Below are 16488 nucleotides of genomic sequence, written 5' to 3'. Positions count from 1 at the left end.
GGAGGTAGCCGTTCTTGAACCCAATTAAATACCCTTGCTAAGTTAAACTCTTAGTAATTAATTATACTCTCACGAGAGTAATAAAAGAGCGTTAGTGGGCATTGGGAATTGGGAATTGGGCATTGGGCATTGGGCATAGAACAAAACAGTTCCGAGTGCTAAGTGCTGAGTAATAGTTAGGAGTTACAAATTCTCCCCCTGCCCCCTGCTCCCTGCCCCCTGCCCTCTACTCCCTACTCCCCTGCTCCCCCCACTTCCTCCAAGCGTCGCAGTTGAATTTGATGCAGGCGTGGGCCAACAATTGATACCACAGTGAATTCGAGATTTTCATAACAGAAGGTTTCACCTTTGGCCGGAATTTTTTGTAACTGATACAACAAAAAGCCTCCTAATGTTTGATATTCTCTGGTCAGGGGTAAATTGAGATGCAAAACCTCATTGAGGTCTTCGAGGTTGATTTGTGCTTGCACCAAAAATTTCTGCTCATCTAACATCTGAATCAGTAAGTCGTCACTGCTTTCAGGTTCGCTTGCATCGCCGATGATTTCGGCAATGACATCTTTGATTGTCACGAGTCCTACAGTACCGCCAAATTCATTTACTACCATGACCATAGCGGGTTTCTCTTGCTGCATCATGGGCAAAAGTTCACTCAAGGGCGTATGTTCGGGAACAAACCGAGCGGGACGCATCCAAGGTTGGATCTGTGTCTCTAAACTGAGCTTTCCCACAGCTAAAGGTTGTGCCAAATCTTTAAAATAAATAATGCCGCGAACATCGTCTAAAGATTCACCAATCACGGGGTAGCGTGAGTAACCAGTAGCAGCCATTTCTCTAAGTAATATCTGGAAGGTAGCATCTTTTGGCAGCGTGATAATACTGGTGCGCGGGATCATCACATCTTGGGCCATGACATCCCCAAACTCAAAGACATTATTGAGAAGTTCTCGTTCCGCACGCTGTAAACCAGTAGATCCCCATTCTGTAGAGATAATCAGTTGCAATTCTTCAGGAGTTACAGGCGGCCTCCAGCCTTGACCTGTGTATTGGATACCAAAAATCCGCAATAAAAAACGAGTTGATTGGTTGAGAATCCAGATGAAGGGGCCAAAAAAACGCACGATCGCTTTTACCGAAGGCCCCAAAAACCTCGCTAGCTGTTCTGAGTACAGCATGGCTAAGGATTTGGGACATAGTTCTCCGACCACAATTTGCAAATAGGCAATTAAGAAAAAAGCGATGGGAATTGATAGGGAATGGGCGAGGAAGTTAGTCATCCCACTAGGTAAAGGCCAGGATCTTAACCAGACATTTACCAGCACAACAATTGTGCTTTCGCCAATCCATCCCAGCGCCAAACTAGAAAGGGTAATGCCTAACTGAGTGGTAGATAATAGTCGGTCAATACTACGTTGTAGCATTTCGACAGCGATCGCTGGAATATCCCCAGCCTTAACTAGCTGGTGAATACGCGATCGCCGCACGCTCACCATCGAAAATTCCGCCGTCACAAAAAAGGCATTTATGGCAATCAGTAGTAGCACTGACAACAACCGCAGCGCCACATCCGTCCAAATCAAATTAGGAAAACCACTCACTGCCAAAGCTCGTGTAAAACTCACGCCCTCCATTTACGGGGGATGGGGAATGGGGAATGGGGAATGGTAAAAAAACATATAATCACCAGTGCCCAATTCCCAATTCCCAATTCCCAATGCCCAATTCCCAATTCCCAATCTACCTTCCCACAGGAATATTCGATGCCTCTAGCTTCAATTGTTGAGCAGGATAATCAGTAAGAGCAAGTGATATTTTCTTGACATCATCAAGTAAAGCTGTGGGAATGCTCACTGTACCTGAAAATGCCGGGCCATTGACAGGCAATTCTGTTGGTAAACCCTCTGTACTAGCGCTTAAGGTTCGTCCTTTATCATCGGTAACATCTAAAAAACTATACAGGAAGCGCACAGAATCCTTACCTTTATTCTGCATTTTCACTTTCAGTAGCAAGTCACCACCAGAGTAGCGAGCAGATTGCACAGTCATAGTTACACCCTGACTTTGGGCAGTAACTGGAAAGCCTGGTAGGGGTTTTTCTTCAACCACTTCTGGGGGTTTTTCCTCTGGCTTCTGCTTGCTGCTATTGGTTTCTTCGTCATCTTCCTCTAGTTTTTCCGATTTAGCAGCCTTGGTCTTACCATCAATTCGCGCCTTGACAACTTTCAGAATCTCATCCTCTTTTAATAGCACTAGCCCTCCCTGTTGAGAGGCATTTGCCTTATTGCTGGCAAATTTGGTTGTGGGACGACCATCGGGTGCGGTAACGCCTTTAAGTGCTGAACTTCCCAGTTCAAACCCCAAAAACGCGCTCACAGAACCTGCTCCCATCATCAGGATTAACAAAACTAAAGTAAGAAGTACAGTAGAATTTATTTTCATTGCTGATAAGCTATCACATAAAAATGCTGGTCTATTTAAGAATATTGAAGCTTTTGACCTCAATCCTTAAAGGAACTTAATCAATATTAGTCTGTACTATTTCATGATTAAATTATGTAGTATAAAAAATTGGTAAACTAGTGTCCAGTATTCACACGTGGTAAATTTATGCTATAATTACGGAATTGGCTGAAGTCAGTGAACGAAGTATTTTCCTCACTTTAAAATTAGCAAATAAGGTTGACTTAAAGAGTCAAGATAATTGGCTCGTAGGAATCCGAACAAAACAAGCGCCTTTGGCCGATTGGGGAGGCAACGAACTCATAATTCGTCTTCAGGCTGGTTCGATTCCAGCAGGGCGCACTGAATCATCAAAAAGCAGTAATAGAGGGTATGGGGCATTGGGTATGAGCAGTTGTACTGAGCATTGCTGAAGTGTTGGTGAGTAATTATTGTCCTTTGCTCCCCACTCCCCAGTCCCCACTCGCTAATCTTACCGAGGTGGTAAAGTTTCAAACCTGAATTCAGTTCCCACTTTGAGTTTGTCGCTATTCAAACGAGGCGACATGATCAGCGATGTGTCATAAGGATTTGGTAAATCAGGGGTGCGAAGATAAGGATCGTTACCAACTTGCTGAGTCAAGACATCATGATATAAAGTGTTAACCAACTCAGCATCGCGGGCAATTTCATTTTCTGGGAAGGAACCACCGAAACTAGAACCAGATCCTAAAAGTGAGTCTACCTGACGCTTGAGGCTGCCATTTTCGTAGAAATTGCGATCGTGACTAAAAAAAGCTCGTTCAAATATATCACTCGTGGTTTCAGTTCTGGGGGTTGCGGTTTGGGCAAATGCAACTGAGGGAAAAGCAATACCAGCAGCAAGCAGCACCAATAAACCACCAAAGGTTTTAAATTTTATACGCACGTTTCTGACTCCTCAATTTTCGTTTTGGGCGAATCTTAATTTATGCTTAAGTTCAGAACTCTGATGAGTTCAACCTTTGGTGTAGCACAACTTTTAATGTTTTGTAATGACGTATCCTACTGAAACTCTTACCCATTCAGATATTTGGGCAACCACTCCTGATTTGACAACCTTGCGCCACAAGCTACTAGATTTATTTTCTCAACGGGCTTATCAAGAGGGTGATTTTGTTCTCGCTTCGGGGCTACATAGTTCTTATTATGTCAATAAGATGCAGGTAACACTCCACCCCCAAGGAGCTTTAGCTGTTGGACGATTGTTGTTTCCTTTACTACCTGTAGATACTCAGGCTGTAGCAGGTTTAACGATGGGGGCTGACCCAATGGTGACAGCAGTGAGTATAGTTTCTGTTTATGAAAACCGACCCATACCAGCGCTGATTATTCGCAAGGAAGCTAAGGGTTATGGAACGAAAGCTTATATAGAAGGCCCCACTTTACCAGAAGGTGCAAAAGTAGTAGTTTTGGAAGATGTGGTGACAACTGGGCAATCTGCTCTGAAAGCGGTTGAGCGTCTTAAAGATGCAGGTTATACCGTTAATCAAATAATTTCCCTGGTAGACCGACAACAAGGTGGAGGTGAGTTGTATCAGTCAGCTGGGTTAAAGTTTGAAACTTTGTTTTCGATTCAAGAAGTTCAGGAACGCTACCGACAACTTGCGAAATCATAAGTGTCGCTTGCCAAAATTTTTGACAATTTGACACATTTATGTAATATAAAATATTACTCTTAAAGCCCTAATAAGGGTTTTATTATTTTAGGCTCAAAATAGCCTTTACTGCACTGGCGATCGCAAAAAATGCTTTTTCGATTTCTTCTTTAGTTGTAAATTTCCCAATCCCAATTCTTAACGCTCCCTCAATTATATTTTCCGCAAGATTTATCGCTTGCAGAAGGAGAACAACATTTAATTATACGTCTGCTCAATTGCCGTATTGGGGAAATTAATGAATCACTAATCGAGCGAATTAAAGGATTATCGATTGAACAATTAGAAACTCTAGGAGAAGCAATATTAGACTTTTCTAATATTGCTGATTTAGAAGCTTGGTTAAACCAACAACAAGGATAATCAATCATCAGCCGTTTTTTAGGTTGGGTGGAGCGTAGCGTAACTCAACCTACTAGCTCAAATTTCATCTACGAATGCTTTCACGGAACTTTGAGACTAAATCTTTTGGTTTTTCACCTGACATAACCAAACTTGCCAACAAGCTTAAATCCAAATCTGGTAAAAGTTCACTTTTAGTTATTTGCTCATACCTATTACCACGCAGATAATATAATAAAAATTGATTATTCTGCCAAAACCAAACTTCCGGTACACCTAAGCCTTGATAAATTAATAAATCATCTATTCCTCCACTGGTTACAACTATTTCAATTGCCAGATCGGGAACAGGTTTTTCAGAATTAAAACAATAACATTCATCTGGTTCTATACCTCTAGCTGCTGCTTCTCTTCTAAAAGTAGTTGAACCTAAAGGATAAAAATCAATACCTTTTTCTAAAAAATAGATTTCCAACAGTAAAGCAATGATCTTTTTATCGACCTCATGGCGACGGCTAGGTGACATTATTTCTAAAGTACCTTCTAAATATTTAAAACGATAATGAGAAGTATTTTCACAACTTTTTAATAGTGTCTCATATATATTCCAGTTAATCCCATTCATGAGTAAAATTTGGTCAGAATCAATGTTTTTTAAAGCGGGTTGACTGGTTAATTCTTCCCATTTGCTCAATTTTGCTAGTAAACCTAACATTGTCACTGCTCCAAAATTGTGTGGATATATTTCGTAATTTTGAGAGGTTCAGATCCCCGACTTCTCTAAGAAGTCGGGGATCTTGTATTCTTCTTTTTTCTGTAATGCTTCTTTTAACCGAAATTTTTTCCCTTGATATTTTCATCAGTTAGCTTTTCTTCAATTTTAGTAACCGTCTCTGGCAAATCAGAAATTAAAATCCGTTCACTCAACTTTGCCAAAATCGCTTGTCATAACTGCTACTCGTCAGGTAATTCAGCCAGAATTTTGTCAACAATCTGTTCAACCTGCGATTCTCTCCCATAGATATTCTGGAGGATGCTCGTTCAATTTGTCCTTTCATTTCCTTGCAGAAGTTTTAGGACATGATGCACTCCAGTAGATCGCCAATGGGCTGAATTCCCTTACACAATCGACAACTCAAATTTTTATGTATACTTAAAGCCAGCAGCGGGATTTGAACTCGCGACCTTCCGATTACAAGTCGGATGCACTACCACTGTGCTATGCTGGCAATTTTACTTGATTATCTAAGTAGCAACCACAATTTCTTATTGTACCATAATCAATTTATTTGTCTAGCTGTAATTGCTAAAAAATATCTCCCTGTTGCTCAATTAGACTAAAAGACCAGAGATTTTGGCAATATCACGGGTTTTGTGTGCCTAGATGGTTGAGTTGGCGTTGCAATTGTAGTGATTGCAATCACTGATAAAGTTGATAAATTAATATCCATACCAAAAGCTAACTCAAATCCTGGGCTGAACGCAAAAATATCTCGTCAGTTCCAAAACTGGATTTTCCTAGCACAGCTGAATAAAGGGACAGAAATATATAATTATTTTTTACAGATTATAAGCATGGCAGCATTGCTCGGACGAGATTTATTAAGTCTAGCGGACATCAGTCCTACTGAACTTCAAGAACTCCTACAATTGGCAACTCAACTTAAATCACAACAACTGAAGTTGCAGTGTAATAAGGTTTTAGGGTTGTTGTTCTCCAAAGCTTCAACTCGCACACGGGTAAGTTTCACTGTGGCGATGTACCAACTGGGTGGACAGGTAATTGATCTCAATCCTAATGTCACTCAAGTTAGTCGCGGGGAACCTTTACAGGATACGGCGCGGGTGTTAGACAGATACCTGGATATTTTGGCAATTCGCACTTTTGCACAGCAGGATTTAGAAACTTTTGCTCAATATGCCAAGATTCCGGTAATTAATGCGCTTACCGATGCAGAACATCCTTGTCAGGTATTAGCTGATTTATTGACGATTCAAGAAAGCTTTAACACCCTTGCTGGGTTAACTTTAACCTACGTGGGTGATGGCAATAATATGGCTAATTCTCTGATGTTGGGCTGTGCTTTGGTGGGGATGAATGTCAGAATTGCTACTCCTAGCGGATATGAGCCAGATTCTCAGATTGTAGAACAAGCAAGAGCGATCGCTAATAACAAAACGGAAGTCCTTGTCACTCACGATCCCGAATTAGCAGCTAAGGGTTCTACTGTACTTTATACTGATGTTTGGGCAAGTATGGGGCAAGAATCTGAAGCCGATAATCGGATGCCAATTTTCCAGCCTTACCAAATTTCGGAACAGCTATTGAGTCTTGCTGATCCAGAGGCAATTGTTTTACACTGCTTACCAGCCCATCGTGGTGAAGAAATTACTGAGGCAGTTATTGAAGGTTCTCAATCAAAAGTTTGGGAACAGGCAGAAAATCGCTTACACGCTCAAAAAGCTTTGCTTGCCAGTCTCTTAGGGGCAGAGTAAGGGAATAGGGCACAAGAGATAGGGTATAGTTTTCTTCCTTGTAACCTGTACCCTGTTATATTCTTATTTGTCAAAAGGCAAAAGAGAAGAAAATAATTTTGCTTTTGCCTTTCATATTTTTACTTTTCTCTTGTTATGGGGAGTTTTTTGTAGTACTAATGTTCTAGAGACATTAATAATTACTTCCCACAAATTTATGGAACGTCTAACGGAAGCTCAACAAGAACTTTACGAATGGTTAGCAGAATACATCAGAACGCACCAGCATTCGCCTTCTATTCGGCAAATGATGCAAGCGATGAACTTGAAGTCACCAGCACCAATTCAAAGTCGTTTAGAGCATTTACGCACTAAGGGATATATAGAATGGACTGAAGGACAAGCGCGAACAATTCGGATTTTGCGTCCTGTTAAGCAAGGTGTACCAATTTTGGGCACGATCGCTGCTGGTGGTTTAATAGAACCGTTTACTGATGCTGTAGATCATTTAGACTTTTCTAATTTCGATTTACCTCCCCAAACTTACGCTTTGCGGGTAGCTGGCGATAGCATGATTGAAGATTTAATTACTGATGGTGATGTGGTATTTCTGCGTCCAGTAGCAGAACCAAATCATTTGAAAAATGGTACTATCGTCGCCGCCAGAGTTGATGGATTTGGTACAACATTAAAACGTTTTTATCGCCAAGGCGATCGCGTCACCCTCAAACCAGCAAATCCTAAGTACAATCCCATCGAAGTCAGTGCTATGCAAGTACAGGTGCAAGGTTCACTCATTGGTGTTTGGCGTGGTTACAACTGAATTGGGGAATGGGGAATGGGGAATGGGAAACATAAGTACCAATGACCAATGACCAATGACCAATGACTAAATGAATATGTACCTGACGAAAAATCCAGTGCAGCAACTGCCCACTTTCCGGTTGAAATTACCGTTTGCAAGGGAAAGTAAGGGCAGTTATTACACTCCGCAACCATTACCAGGATGCCCAAGAATGCCTGTGTCTCTGCAATTGCGACAATATCAGCGTCAAGCGATCGCTAGCTGGTTTACTAACAATGGTAGAGGCACGCTGAAAATGGCTACTGGTAGTGGTAAGACGATTACCGCACTAGCGATCGCTTGCGAATTATATCAGCAGATTAATTTACAAGTTCTGGTGGTGGTGTGTCCCTATCGCCATCTCGTTACCCAATGGGCGCGAGAATGTGAAAAATTTAATTTGCAACCCATTTTAGCCTTTGAGAATTTACGCACTTGGCAAAGTCAACTTTCGACGCAAATTTATAATCTGCGTTCTGGTTCTCAACGGTTTGTCACGGTAATTACTACGAACTCCACTTTAATTGGAGATGGTTTTCAGTCTCAATTCAAATATTTTCCCGCCAAAACTTTAATTATTGGGGATGAAGCGCATAATTTAGGCGCACCTAAGTTAGAAGAAAGTTTACCGCGCAGTGTGGGTTTGAGACTGGCTTTATCTGCCACACCGGAGAGATATTTTGATGATTTTGGGACGCAATCTCTATTTGATTATTTTGGCCCAGTTTTGCAACCGGAGTTTACTTTGAGGGATGCGATCGCTCAAGGTGCTTTAGTACATTATTTGTATTATCCGGTGCTGGTGGAGTTAACTGAAGCAGAGAGTATTGCCTATTTAAAGTTAACTAAAAGAATTGGGCGATCGCTACTTTACCGAGATAGAGAAAATGGACAAGCAGGAAGTTTTGAAGACAATGAAGATTTAAAACCCTTGTTGATGCAAAGGGCAAGATTAATTGGTACGGCGGAAAATAAATTAAATGCTTTGCGAGATTTAATGATTACTCGCCGCGAAACGACTCACACACTTTTTTACTGTAGTGATGGTTCTCAAGATGCGGGACAACGTTCATCTCTACGCCAAGTTAAAGCTGTTGCTAAAATTCTGGGCGTGGATTTGGGATACAAGGTAAGCACCTATACAGCCCAAACAACTTTACAAGAACGAGAAATATTGCGCCATCAATTTGAAAGTGGAGAGTTGCAAGGTTTAGTCGCAATTCGCTGTTTAGATGAAGGTGTCGATATTCCAGCAATTCAAACTGCGGTAATTTTATCAAGTTCTGGTAATCCTCGCCAATTTATTCAACGACGGGGGCGAGTTTTACGTCCTCATCCGGCTAAAGAACGCGCCACTATATTTGACATGATTGTTTTACCACCAGACTTAGATAGAGAAACTATAGAAGTTGAGCGCAATCTGTTAAAAAAGGAATTGCGCCGCTTTGTGGAGTTTGCTGATTTAGCTGATAACGCAGGAGAAGCAAGAATGAAGTTACTTGATTTACAAAAGCGATATGGTTTATTAGATATTTGATGATGAACTATATAGTTGTATTATTTTGTAAAATTTTTCGAGTTTTGAAAAAACAAGCATTAAGTATGAAATAATAAAATTATGAGTTTGATAATAATGGGATGTAAGTAGTTTTAAAATTTTTATTTACATCCCATTATTATCTAGATTTTAATATTAAAAATAACAGAAGACAATTCAATAATAAAGTCTTTTTTCAACGAAAAGTATAAATTTAAAAAAATAGTTTTTACAAAATTAAAGATAACGCTAACAGTGGCTTTACGGAGGTAAATGCAGTACTAGAGAAAGTTAAAATATAGAAAAACTATATTTCCAAACCGAAGATGTCACAAGATGCGAATATCGATGATGTGCAAGAGCCAATAAACAGCGCTCCGCCGGAAGTACAACGAATTATTGAGCGGGTATGGAAGCTAGAAAAAGGCAGGCTAGATAAGAAAAGTAATGGCCCTATTAATGAGGATATTTTGAAAATTATTAAGGAAGAGGTGCGATGAAGCTGACTTCAATTAAGCTATGCAACTTTCGCTCCTTTTATGGTACGACACCAGAGATGCTTCTGGCTGCTGGAGATATTCAGAATACGACAATTATTCATGGCAATAATGGTTCTGGTAAAACCAGTTTACTAAATGCCTTTACGTGGGTATTGTATGATAAATTTAGTGCGGCGTTTGCATCGATAGAACAGTTAGTTAATAAGCGTGCGATCGCAGAGGCTCAAAAAGGTCAAGCTGTAGAATGTTGGGTAGAGATTGGCTGGGAACATGAAGGTAAACGCTATCGAGTTAAACGCGCCTGTCGGGGTTATAAAAACGAAGGTGATTTTGACGCTAGCAAAACTCAATTAACCATGTGGGTTGGTGCAGATGATGGTAAATGGAATATACCAACTCAGCAACCAGACGATATAATTAATCAAATTTTACCCGCTACTTTACATCAATATTTTTTCTTTGACGGCGAACGAATTGAAGGAATAGTCCGTTCTGATAAAAAAGCTGAAATTGCTGAAGCTACAAAAATTTTCTTGGGTGTGGAAGTAATCAACCGTTCCATAAAACATTTGGGAGATGCCAAAAAAACTCTAGAAAATGAGTTGAAAGCTATTGGTGATTCTGAAATTAAACAACTGTTGCGACAGCAAGAAAAGATAGAACGAGAGCGTGAACGCATTACCAAACGACAAACTGAAATTAAAGAAGAGTTAGAATATCAACAAACTTTTAAAAAAGAGACAAGTAATCGTTTACGAGAATTAAGTGCTGCTAAAGAATTGCAAGAAAGATGGCAGGATTTAGAATCGCAGAAGACGGCGAATCAAGAAGAATATAAAAAAACGAAGCAAGCGCTGAAGAAAGTTATCTCCGCGCGGGGTTATACAGTTTTACTCTCAGAAACTACATCCCAGTTTCGAGGAATTATTAATGATTTGAAGCAGCGCGGCGAGTTAACATCAGGAATTTCACGAGAATTTGTGAATGATTTACTCAATTCTCAGCGCTGTATTTGTGGCGCAGAATTACATGAGGGTAATCATTCTCATACTCATGTGACTACTTGGTTAAATAAAGCCGGTTCCTCGGCGGTGGAAGAAACTGCAATTCGGATGATAGCTCAAGTAGATGAAATTGATAAGCAAGCTATAGGATTTTGGGAAGAAGTTGATAGAGAACAAAGTAGAATTAATCAGTTAAGGCAAAGTATATCTCAAATTGAAGGTGATTTAGATAATATTCAAGAACGGTTGCGAAAAGATGCTAATGAAGAAATTAGCAGTTTACAAAAACGGTTAGATGAAATTGAAAGTAAAATTGATGAATTGAATCGAGAACAAGGTGCAAATCAGCAGCAAATTGCTCAACTTACAACTGAGATTGAAGGTTTGAACAAACAAATTGCCAAGCAAAAGCTGAATGAAGACAAGCAAACTTTAGCACAGCGACGAATTAACGCCACTCAAGATGCAATTGAACGGTTAACGGAAGTTAGAAATCGTCAAGAGCAACAATTTCGCCTGCAACTAGAAAAGCGAGTACAAGAGATATTTATGGAGATTTCTGTAACTCCATACATTCCTAAAATTAGTGAAAAATATGAACTAACATTAGTAGAAAATACTACAGGGATAGAAGCACCCGTTGCAGCATCTACGGGCGAAAATCAAATTCTCAGTTTATCCTTTATTGCCAGCATCATTGACAAAGTAAGGGAATGGAGTGAGAAACGAAAAATGATGATGATTCCTGATAGTAGCACTTTCCCAATTGTCATGGATTCCCCCTTCGGTAGTTTGGATGAGAATTCGCGGCGACACATTGCGAAGACAATTCCCCAATTAGCGAATCAGTTGATAGTTTTAGTTACTAAAACTCAATGGCGGGGTGAAGTTGAAGCAGAGATAACAAACAGAATTGGGAGAGAATATGTGCTTACGTATTATTCTTCTAAGCCAGATTGCGAACAAGATTATATTGAGTTGGGTGGAGAAAGATATCCTTTGGTGAAACAAAGTCCGAATGAGTTTGAGTATACTGAAATTATCGCGGTTGAACGTAATGTTTAAAGGATAAAGTTATGGTTGCGAGTCCAGACGGAAAGTATATGACTCCACAGGAATACTTAAAATGGGAAGAACACCAAGAGATTAAATACGAATATATCAATGGTGAAGTCTTCGCTATGACTGGAGGCACTATTCCCCATAATGATATAGCTTTCAACTTGGCTTCGGCATTAAAAAGCCACCTTCGAGGGGGTGCGTGTCGTGTCAACATAGCAGATGCAAAAGTAGGTGTATCAGAGAAAGGGTCTTTTCACTACCCGGATGTTGTGGTGAGTTGTCATCCAAGAGATAAACAAGCTATTAAATTTATACAGTATCCTTGTTTAATTATTGAGGTTCTTTCCCCTAGTACAGAAGCTTACGATAGAGGTCGTAAATTTATTCAGTATCGGCGTATTCAGACTTTACAAGAATATGTTCTCGTTGATGCTGAAAAAATCAGTTTAGATTGCTTTCGTATAAATGATAAAGGAATTTGGGAATTACATCCTTATGAAGAAGGGGATGAGGTTAATTTAACTAGCGTTGATTTTCGCTTTCCTATTTCTTTGGTTTATGAGGATGTTGCAATATAAGTTTTGAAGAAACGAACCGCCAAGGCGCAGAGAATGCAGACGGAAGAGAAGATTCTTAAATTCAGATTATCGTTAACTAATGATTACGGCGACAAGGCTGAGAAAGATATGGCTAGTAAAGGCTGTGATTATTTTGCAGATGGTACGTTGGTAGTTTGGGATGTAGATGTACTCAAAGAGGAAGTTATTAGAGTATATCGTGCTAGTAATCCTGAAGAACCGCACGTGTATCATCCATCGTGGTGAGGTCGCCGAAGCTGAACCGGCAGTACCAGGATGGACTATGTTACTGGATAATTTGTTTGTTTAAGCGATCGCCCACATACCAGTATAAAATAATGCGCTAATAATTACTATCACTTCCAACTTTCGGTTAAAATAGCAACAATGTAGATATTAAAACAATGGCGGAAACTGGCAGAATTAGGGTTGCTAAAGATAAGGCTGAGTTGGTGAAAGATTTAACATCTTCAGATGGTGGAACAGGCCCTTTTAATACTTTTGCTGATGTGATTGTGTTTGCAGCAGCTTTGGGTGCAAAGCATAAAAGGCGTGTGGCTTTGGGAGAGATTTCTAAAAGGGAACCATCGCCAATCAGGATAGAGTATTTTGCCTCAATGGGAAATGATATTTTAATAAAATTATTAGCAATTAATGAAACTAAAGATATTAAAACACTATCTCTTAATGAAGAAGAATATGAAAGACAACGTAATCATATATTTGAAGAGTACGCTAATGGTGGATTGGAAATATTACAAAATGAGTTGCGTGGGTCAGTAGATTATGCAGAGCGAATTTTATTGTTTCTTAGTTATGAGCGAATGAACGAAGAGAAACAAGACGAGGAATTTGATCTGACCAAATTCCTCTCTTGAATTAGGGCATCCTCAAGAAGAAGGATTTTCTATCCAACCTAGTCTAGATTTTATCGTCTTAACTGCCTCGGTTACTGCATTTGCACCAGTAGAGAGTTTATAACGCTTATCTGGATTTTTTGGGTTAGGGTCTATCCTAATCAAATTATTCTCCCAAATTGGATTATCTCTTGTCCAACCTATCTGTGCAAGTTGGGAAACTTTCCCTTCATCAAAATAATTGCTGTCTTTATTGTAAGTAAAGTATAGCAATCGACTCAAAACTTCTAGACCAACACTTACTCCCAGTAGAGATTCATCCTTAAATTTTCTGATCTCAGCAACAGTCAAATCATCTGCTTTTGTTTCAGCAATATATCTTGTATTACTGCATTCAAAGAAAAATTTATTGAGACAATTAGCTAGAGCATTAGATGAAATCTCTACATCATAGTCTTGAAGTTCAGAATCAGGATTTTTTGTAAAAGCACAACTTACAGCCCTGGCTATGAAGTTATTTGTGTAAATAAATTTATCTTTTAGACGTGGAGCATCGTGAATTTTATCTGTTTTTTTATAAAATATGTGTACTTCTTCGACCAGCTTTTTAGTAATACCAACACGACCTTCAAATACCCCATATGATAACAGCAATGCTTGATCTAGTTTTCTCGTTTGAGCCATATCTCGAAAATCTTTTTTACACTGATTAAGGTCTTCTTCTAAAACCAGTGTAATTGGGAAATCATCATCACTAATTAAGTAACTTGCATCGCCTTCTATCAACTTCTGAATAGCGCTCTTACGATGTTGTCCATCTGTAATGTCTAACTTAACTCCACGAGGAATGACAACTATACAAATACCCCTACCCAATTCGAGAATTGTTATTTTCTCTAGGGGTACATTTGCCGTCAGTGTTCCCAGAATCCAAGGTTTTTCTTTTTGGGCTTGCTCAATAATATAGTTTTTTATTTCCTCAGCATGACCTGGTACTTCTGGGCGTTGTTTACCTGAATCAGGATCATTTCCATGAGCGGGTTTTATTACCAAAAGAGCGGGAAAGTCCCTAGCAGGTATATTGATTTGCAACATTTTCCGCTTTCCCTGGCGAAAAATCAGCCCTGGATAGCAGGAATCTCGATAATGGTCTTCAAATAATTGTGCAATCAAGGTACTAAACTTAGCTTTAATCTCTGGCGAAACACTATTGTTGCTATCCTCGTTTGTTTGAGCCATATAAATATTTATACCAATTGGCAGATGTTAAGAAACATGATATGCAACCATTCTGAACTGTAGCATCGGTATAAACCACACCGAAAAATCCATACCTAGCTTTGTTAGTTCAAAATATGTGGTAGTCCTACCTCCTTGGGTTCAACAAACTCGCCATCAAAACTTATAGTTTTACCTTCCACAGTCCTAGCATCCGCCAAAGCTTTACGCAGTTCAGCACGTTCCATCTGTTCCTGAATTCCACCAAGGATATAAACCAATAACTTCGCCGCTAAATCTCGTCCAGCAACCTGTACACGCTTTTTATTTGGGTCATATAAAACCCCATACCAGAGAGATTGGGGATATTCCATACCACTAAAACCACCTTGCTGGTCAAACTTCCGCAGTTTCTTAAAAATATCTGCGAGGGAAAAACCTTTTTTAAAAACCAAAATTCCCAAAGCTTGCGCTAATGCAACTTGAGCAACTGGACGGAAAAGCATATTTCCTTCACCTCCATCTTTCTCAAAGCTGAAGCGCCGTAAAGCTGGTGTATCCTCGTGTTCTAAAATTTTATAACTAGAAAGACTAGCCAAAGAATCAAATAGCTTTTTAAATTCCTCAATTCCCTGCTCAATTTCTTCATCCTCTGGACGCATGGGAATTAGACCTTTCTCCAAGGGTTTCCAGTGAGGAAACTTATGAACTAAATATCGCTCAGACATATCTTGGAGAGCTTGCAAAGTCGTCAAAACTGTAGAATTGGAAGCGACTGTTGCACTATTCCAATTAACACGAGGATTGCGCTCTTGTCGTTGTTCTAATAGTGGATGTGTAACTGCAATTTTTCTAGCAACGATCGCAAAACCATCATCTTCATTCAACTGTGTTAGCTGACCTTTAGTTAACGGTGCAGCCATCAGGTTAACATGAACAAAAATCGATCTCACCCTCCGCCTCGCCTCAGTGCGAGTTTCCCCAGCCGCTACCGCACAGATGAACTCAATACCAATTTTTTCCTTGGGTAAATTTTGCAAGTAAGCAAGGTCTACTTGGTACTTTTCTATCAAATCATTGACTGTTATAAAACTGTCATCAGCACCTTTATCTTTTTTATAGCGCTGGAGTTTGCGAGTTTTAATTAACTCCATCAACCCCTGTACACCCATTAATCGGTGTTGACCATCTAACGCATAAATAGTTACATCATCTTCAGAAATATTTAGCAGACCTACCTTACTGTCTTTATCTAGGGGGATGAAATCAGTCGTAGACTTTGTGGCGCGTCCTTCACTATCCCACTCAGCAGCTTTGGGATTATCTACCCACGGTTGATTAATTACTACCAACACTGGCGGAAACTTATGGTTGTGTCTAGCCGCTAAATATTGCACTAGGGGCGCTTGACGTGACCAATCAAGGGGACGCTGCTGAATTTCATCAATGCTATCTGCGTCAATCTCAACATTATCAGTTTCAGGATTATACTTTTTTTGAAATAGAGGTAAGCCAGAGGCGAAGTGAACCCGACCTGCAAACCATTCCAGTGTAACAGAGCTAACATAAGCCTCAGTACCACCCATCTCGGTTTTTTGCACGAGAATCTGATCTTTTCTCCCTAAAAACTTCTCCAGGAGTAAAGATAGTACCTGTTTTTCCTTGTTTTCCCGTTCCAGATATTCTCTAGCGATGTCAGCAGTTGAGTCAGAGTCTTTCATGTTGTTAATTTTTAAAAACTAGAGAATATAAAGCAGTTTACATTGTCTAGAGTATTAGGTAAGAATATTTGTTTTTTAAAAATTCTTAAAAAATGCTATTCTAAAAAGCTGATCGTCAAACAACTAATAACTGCAACTTTCAGTTATTGCGGTTATATATAATACAGGTAAAATTTTAAAAAAGTCCGCCTACGCGGGCTTTGTTTGTGTGCCA

General features: G+C 39.7%; 15 protein-coding genes, 2 tRNA genes and 1 pseudogene. 11 read left to right on the top strand and 7 right to left on the bottom strand.

What is annotated here, in order from left to right; genetic code table 11:
* Nucleotides 1–233 precede the first annotated feature (233 nt).
* Together V7K69_RS06750 and V7K69_RS06745 are read right to left on the bottom strand one after the other, a co-directional pair.
* Nucleotides 234–1631, bottom strand: a complete 1398-nt coding sequence (locus V7K69_RS06750; protein WP_335032560.1) for a hemolysin family protein — start codon at nucleotides 1629–1631, stop codon at nucleotides 234–236.
* 106 nt (nucleotides 1632–1737) lie between these two features.
* Nucleotides 1738–2439, bottom strand: a complete 702-nt coding sequence (locus tag V7K69_RS06745) for a hypothetical protein (RefSeq protein WP_335032558.1) — start codon at nucleotides 2437–2439, stop codon at nucleotides 1738–1740.
* Between the two features lie 290 nt (nucleotides 2440–2729).
* Between V7K69_RS06745 and V7K69_RS06740 the strand changes: the two genes are divergently transcribed.
* A tRNA-Ile gene (locus tag V7K69_RS06740) sits at nucleotides 2730–2802 on the top strand.
* A 130-nt stretch (nucleotides 2803–2932) separates the two neighbouring features.
* Here V7K69_RS06740 and V7K69_RS06735 read toward each other — a convergent pair.
* Complete coding sequence (locus V7K69_RS06735) at nucleotides 2933–3367, bottom strand: hypothetical protein (protein WP_335032556.1); 435 nt, start codon at nucleotides 3365–3367, stop codon at nucleotides 2933–2935.
* 106 nt (nucleotides 3368–3473) lie between these two features.
* Here V7K69_RS06735 and pyrE point away from each other — a divergent pair, with 106 nt between their 5' ends.
* Both pyrE and V7K69_RS06725 read left to right on the top strand, forming a co-directional pair.
* Complete coding sequence (gene pyrE, locus V7K69_RS06730; RefSeq protein ID WP_335032554.1) at nucleotides 3474–4097, top strand: orotate phosphoribosyltransferase; 624 nt, start codon at nucleotides 3474–3476, stop codon at nucleotides 4095–4097.
* Between the two features lie 222 nt (nucleotides 4098–4319).
* A pseudogene (locus V7K69_RS06725) lies at nucleotides 4320–4499 on the top strand (DUF4351 domain-containing protein); the annotation flags it as partial.
* 64 nt (nucleotides 4500–4563) lie between these two features.
* On the opposite strand, the gene V7K69_RS06720 reads toward V7K69_RS06725, so the two are convergent.
* Together V7K69_RS06720 and V7K69_RS06715 are read right to left on the bottom strand one after the other, a co-directional pair.
* Nucleotides 4564–5193 (bottom strand): Uma2 family endonuclease, encoded by a 630-nt coding sequence (locus V7K69_RS06720; protein ID WP_335032552.1) that lies wholly within the window; start codon nucleotides 5191–5193, stop codon nucleotides 4564–4566.
* Nucleotides 5194–5635: 442 nt separating this feature from the next.
* Nucleotides 5636–5707 (bottom strand) — tRNA-Thr (locus V7K69_RS06715).
* A 346-nt stretch (nucleotides 5708–6053) separates the two neighbouring features.
* On the opposite strand from V7K69_RS06715, the gene argF reads away from it, so the two are divergent.
* The 8 genes from argF to V7K69_RS06675 all read left to right on the top strand — a co-directional run bounded on the left by argF (nucleotide 6054) and on the right by V7K69_RS06675 (nucleotide 13356).
* Nucleotides 6054–6974, top strand: a complete 921-nt coding sequence (gene argF, locus V7K69_RS06710; protein WP_335032550.1) for an ornithine carbamoyltransferase — start codon at nucleotides 6054–6056, stop codon at nucleotides 6972–6974.
* Between the two features lie 196 nt (nucleotides 6975–7170).
* The gene (lexA, locus tag V7K69_RS06705) at nucleotides 7171–7776 is read left to right on the top strand and encodes a transcriptional repressor LexA (RefSeq protein WP_012410809.1); all 606 of its coding nucleotides are present in this window, start codon (nucleotides 7171–7173) and stop codon (nucleotides 7774–7776) included.
* A gap of 76 nt (nucleotides 7777–7852) precedes the next feature.
* Nucleotides 7853–9334 carry a DNA phosphorothioation system restriction enzyme gene (locus V7K69_RS06700; protein ID WP_335032548.1) on the top strand — a complete coding sequence of 494 codons (1482 nt, stop codon included), beginning with the start codon at nucleotides 7853–7855 and terminating at the stop codon, nucleotides 9332–9334.
* A 326-nt stretch (nucleotides 9335–9660) separates the two neighbouring features.
* On the top strand, nucleotides 9661–9834 hold the full coding sequence (locus V7K69_RS06695) for a hypothetical protein (RefSeq protein WP_335032546.1): 174 nt from the start codon (nucleotides 9661–9663) through the stop codon (nucleotides 9832–9834).
* On the top strand, nucleotides 9831–11903 hold the full coding sequence (locus tag V7K69_RS06690) for an AAA family ATPase (RefSeq protein WP_335032544.1): 2073 nt from the start codon (nucleotides 9831–9833) through the stop codon (nucleotides 11901–11903). Before V7K69_RS06695 ends, V7K69_RS06690 begins: the two co-directional genes overlap by 4 nt.
* Nucleotides 11904–11914: 11 nt before the next feature.
* On the top strand, nucleotides 11915–12478 hold the full coding sequence (locus tag V7K69_RS06685; protein ID WP_335032542.1) for a Uma2 family endonuclease: 564 nt from the start codon (nucleotides 11915–11917) through the stop codon (nucleotides 12476–12478).
* Between the two features lie 3 nt (nucleotides 12479–12481).
* Nucleotides 12482–12724 carry a hypothetical protein gene (locus tag V7K69_RS06680; RefSeq protein WP_335032540.1) on the top strand — a complete coding sequence of 81 codons (243 nt, stop codon included), beginning with the start codon at nucleotides 12482–12484 and terminating at the stop codon, nucleotides 12722–12724.
* A 158-nt stretch (nucleotides 12725–12882) separates the two neighbouring features.
* Complete coding sequence (locus V7K69_RS06675; protein ID WP_335032538.1) at nucleotides 12883–13356, top strand: DNA phosphorothioation-associated protein 4; 474 nt, start codon at nucleotides 12883–12885, stop codon at nucleotides 13354–13356.
* A gap of 12 nt (nucleotides 13357–13368) precedes the next feature.
* On the opposite strand, the gene V7K69_RS06670 is transcribed toward V7K69_RS06675, so the two are convergent.
* A complete protein-coding gene (locus V7K69_RS06670; RefSeq protein WP_335032536.1) occupies nucleotides 13369–14508 on the bottom strand; it encodes a DNA sulfur modification protein DndB in 1140 nt (379 codons plus the stop codon).
* A 170-nt stretch (nucleotides 14509–14678) separates the two neighbouring features.
* Nucleotides 14679–16274, bottom strand: coding sequence for a DGQHR domain-containing protein (locus V7K69_RS06665; protein ID WP_335032534.1), 1596 nt, complete (start codon nucleotides 16272–16274; stop codon nucleotides 14679–14681).
* Nucleotides 16275–16488: the final 214 nt, after the last annotated feature.

Source organism: Nostoc sp. (genome assembly GCF_036917775.1).
Classification (GTDB): Bacteria; Cyanobacteriota; Cyanobacteriia; order Cyanobacteriales; family Nostocaceae; genus Nostoc.
Note: the sequence above shows the minus strand (reverse complement) of the source record. Positions and strands in the feature narration are given on the sequence as shown.

What these genes read in the sequence shown, in the direction of transcription:
- V7K69_RS06750 (WP_335032560.1), bottom strand. Translation starts at nt 1,631, where the DNA reads ATGGAGGGCGTGAGTTTTACACGAGCTTTGGCAGTGAGTGGTTTTCCT.
- V7K69_RS06745 (WP_335032558.1), bottom strand. Translation starts at nt 2,439, where the DNA reads ATGAAAATAAATTCTACTGTACTTCTTACTTTAGTTTTGTTAATCCTG.
- pyrE (WP_335032554.1), top strand. Translation starts at nt 3,474, where the DNA reads ATGACGTATCCTACTGAAACTCTTACCCATTCAGATATTTGGGCAACC.
- V7K69_RS06720 (WP_335032552.1), bottom strand. Translation starts at nt 5,193, where the DNA reads ATGTTAGGTTTACTAGCAAAATTGAGCAAATGGGAAGAATTAACCAGT.
- argF (WP_335032550.1), top strand. Translation starts at nt 6,054, where the DNA reads ATGGCAGCATTGCTCGGACGAGATTTATTAAGTCTAGCGGACATCAGT.
- lexA (WP_012410809.1), top strand. Translation starts at nt 7,171, where the DNA reads ATGGAACGTCTAACGGAAGCTCAACAAGAACTTTACGAATGGTTAGCA.
- V7K69_RS06700 (WP_335032548.1), top strand. Translation starts at nt 7,853, where the DNA reads ATGTACCTGACGAAAAATCCAGTGCAGCAACTGCCCACTTTCCGGTTG.
- V7K69_RS06695 (WP_335032546.1), top strand. Translation starts at nt 9,661, where the DNA reads ATGTCACAAGATGCGAATATCGATGATGTGCAAGAGCCAATAAACAGC.
- V7K69_RS06690 (WP_335032544.1), top strand. Translation starts at nt 9,831, where the DNA reads ATGAAGCTGACTTCAATTAAGCTATGCAACTTTCGCTCCTTTTATGGT.
- V7K69_RS06685 (WP_335032542.1), top strand. Translation starts at nt 11,915, where the DNA reads ATGGTTGCGAGTCCAGACGGAAAGTATATGACTCCACAGGAATACTTA.
- V7K69_RS06675 (WP_335032538.1), top strand. Translation starts at nt 12,883, where the DNA reads ATGGCGGAAACTGGCAGAATTAGGGTTGCTAAAGATAAGGCTGAGTTG.
- V7K69_RS06665 (WP_335032534.1), bottom strand. Translation starts at nt 16,274, where the DNA reads ATGAAAGACTCTGACTCAACTGCTGACATCGCTAGAGAATATCTGGAA.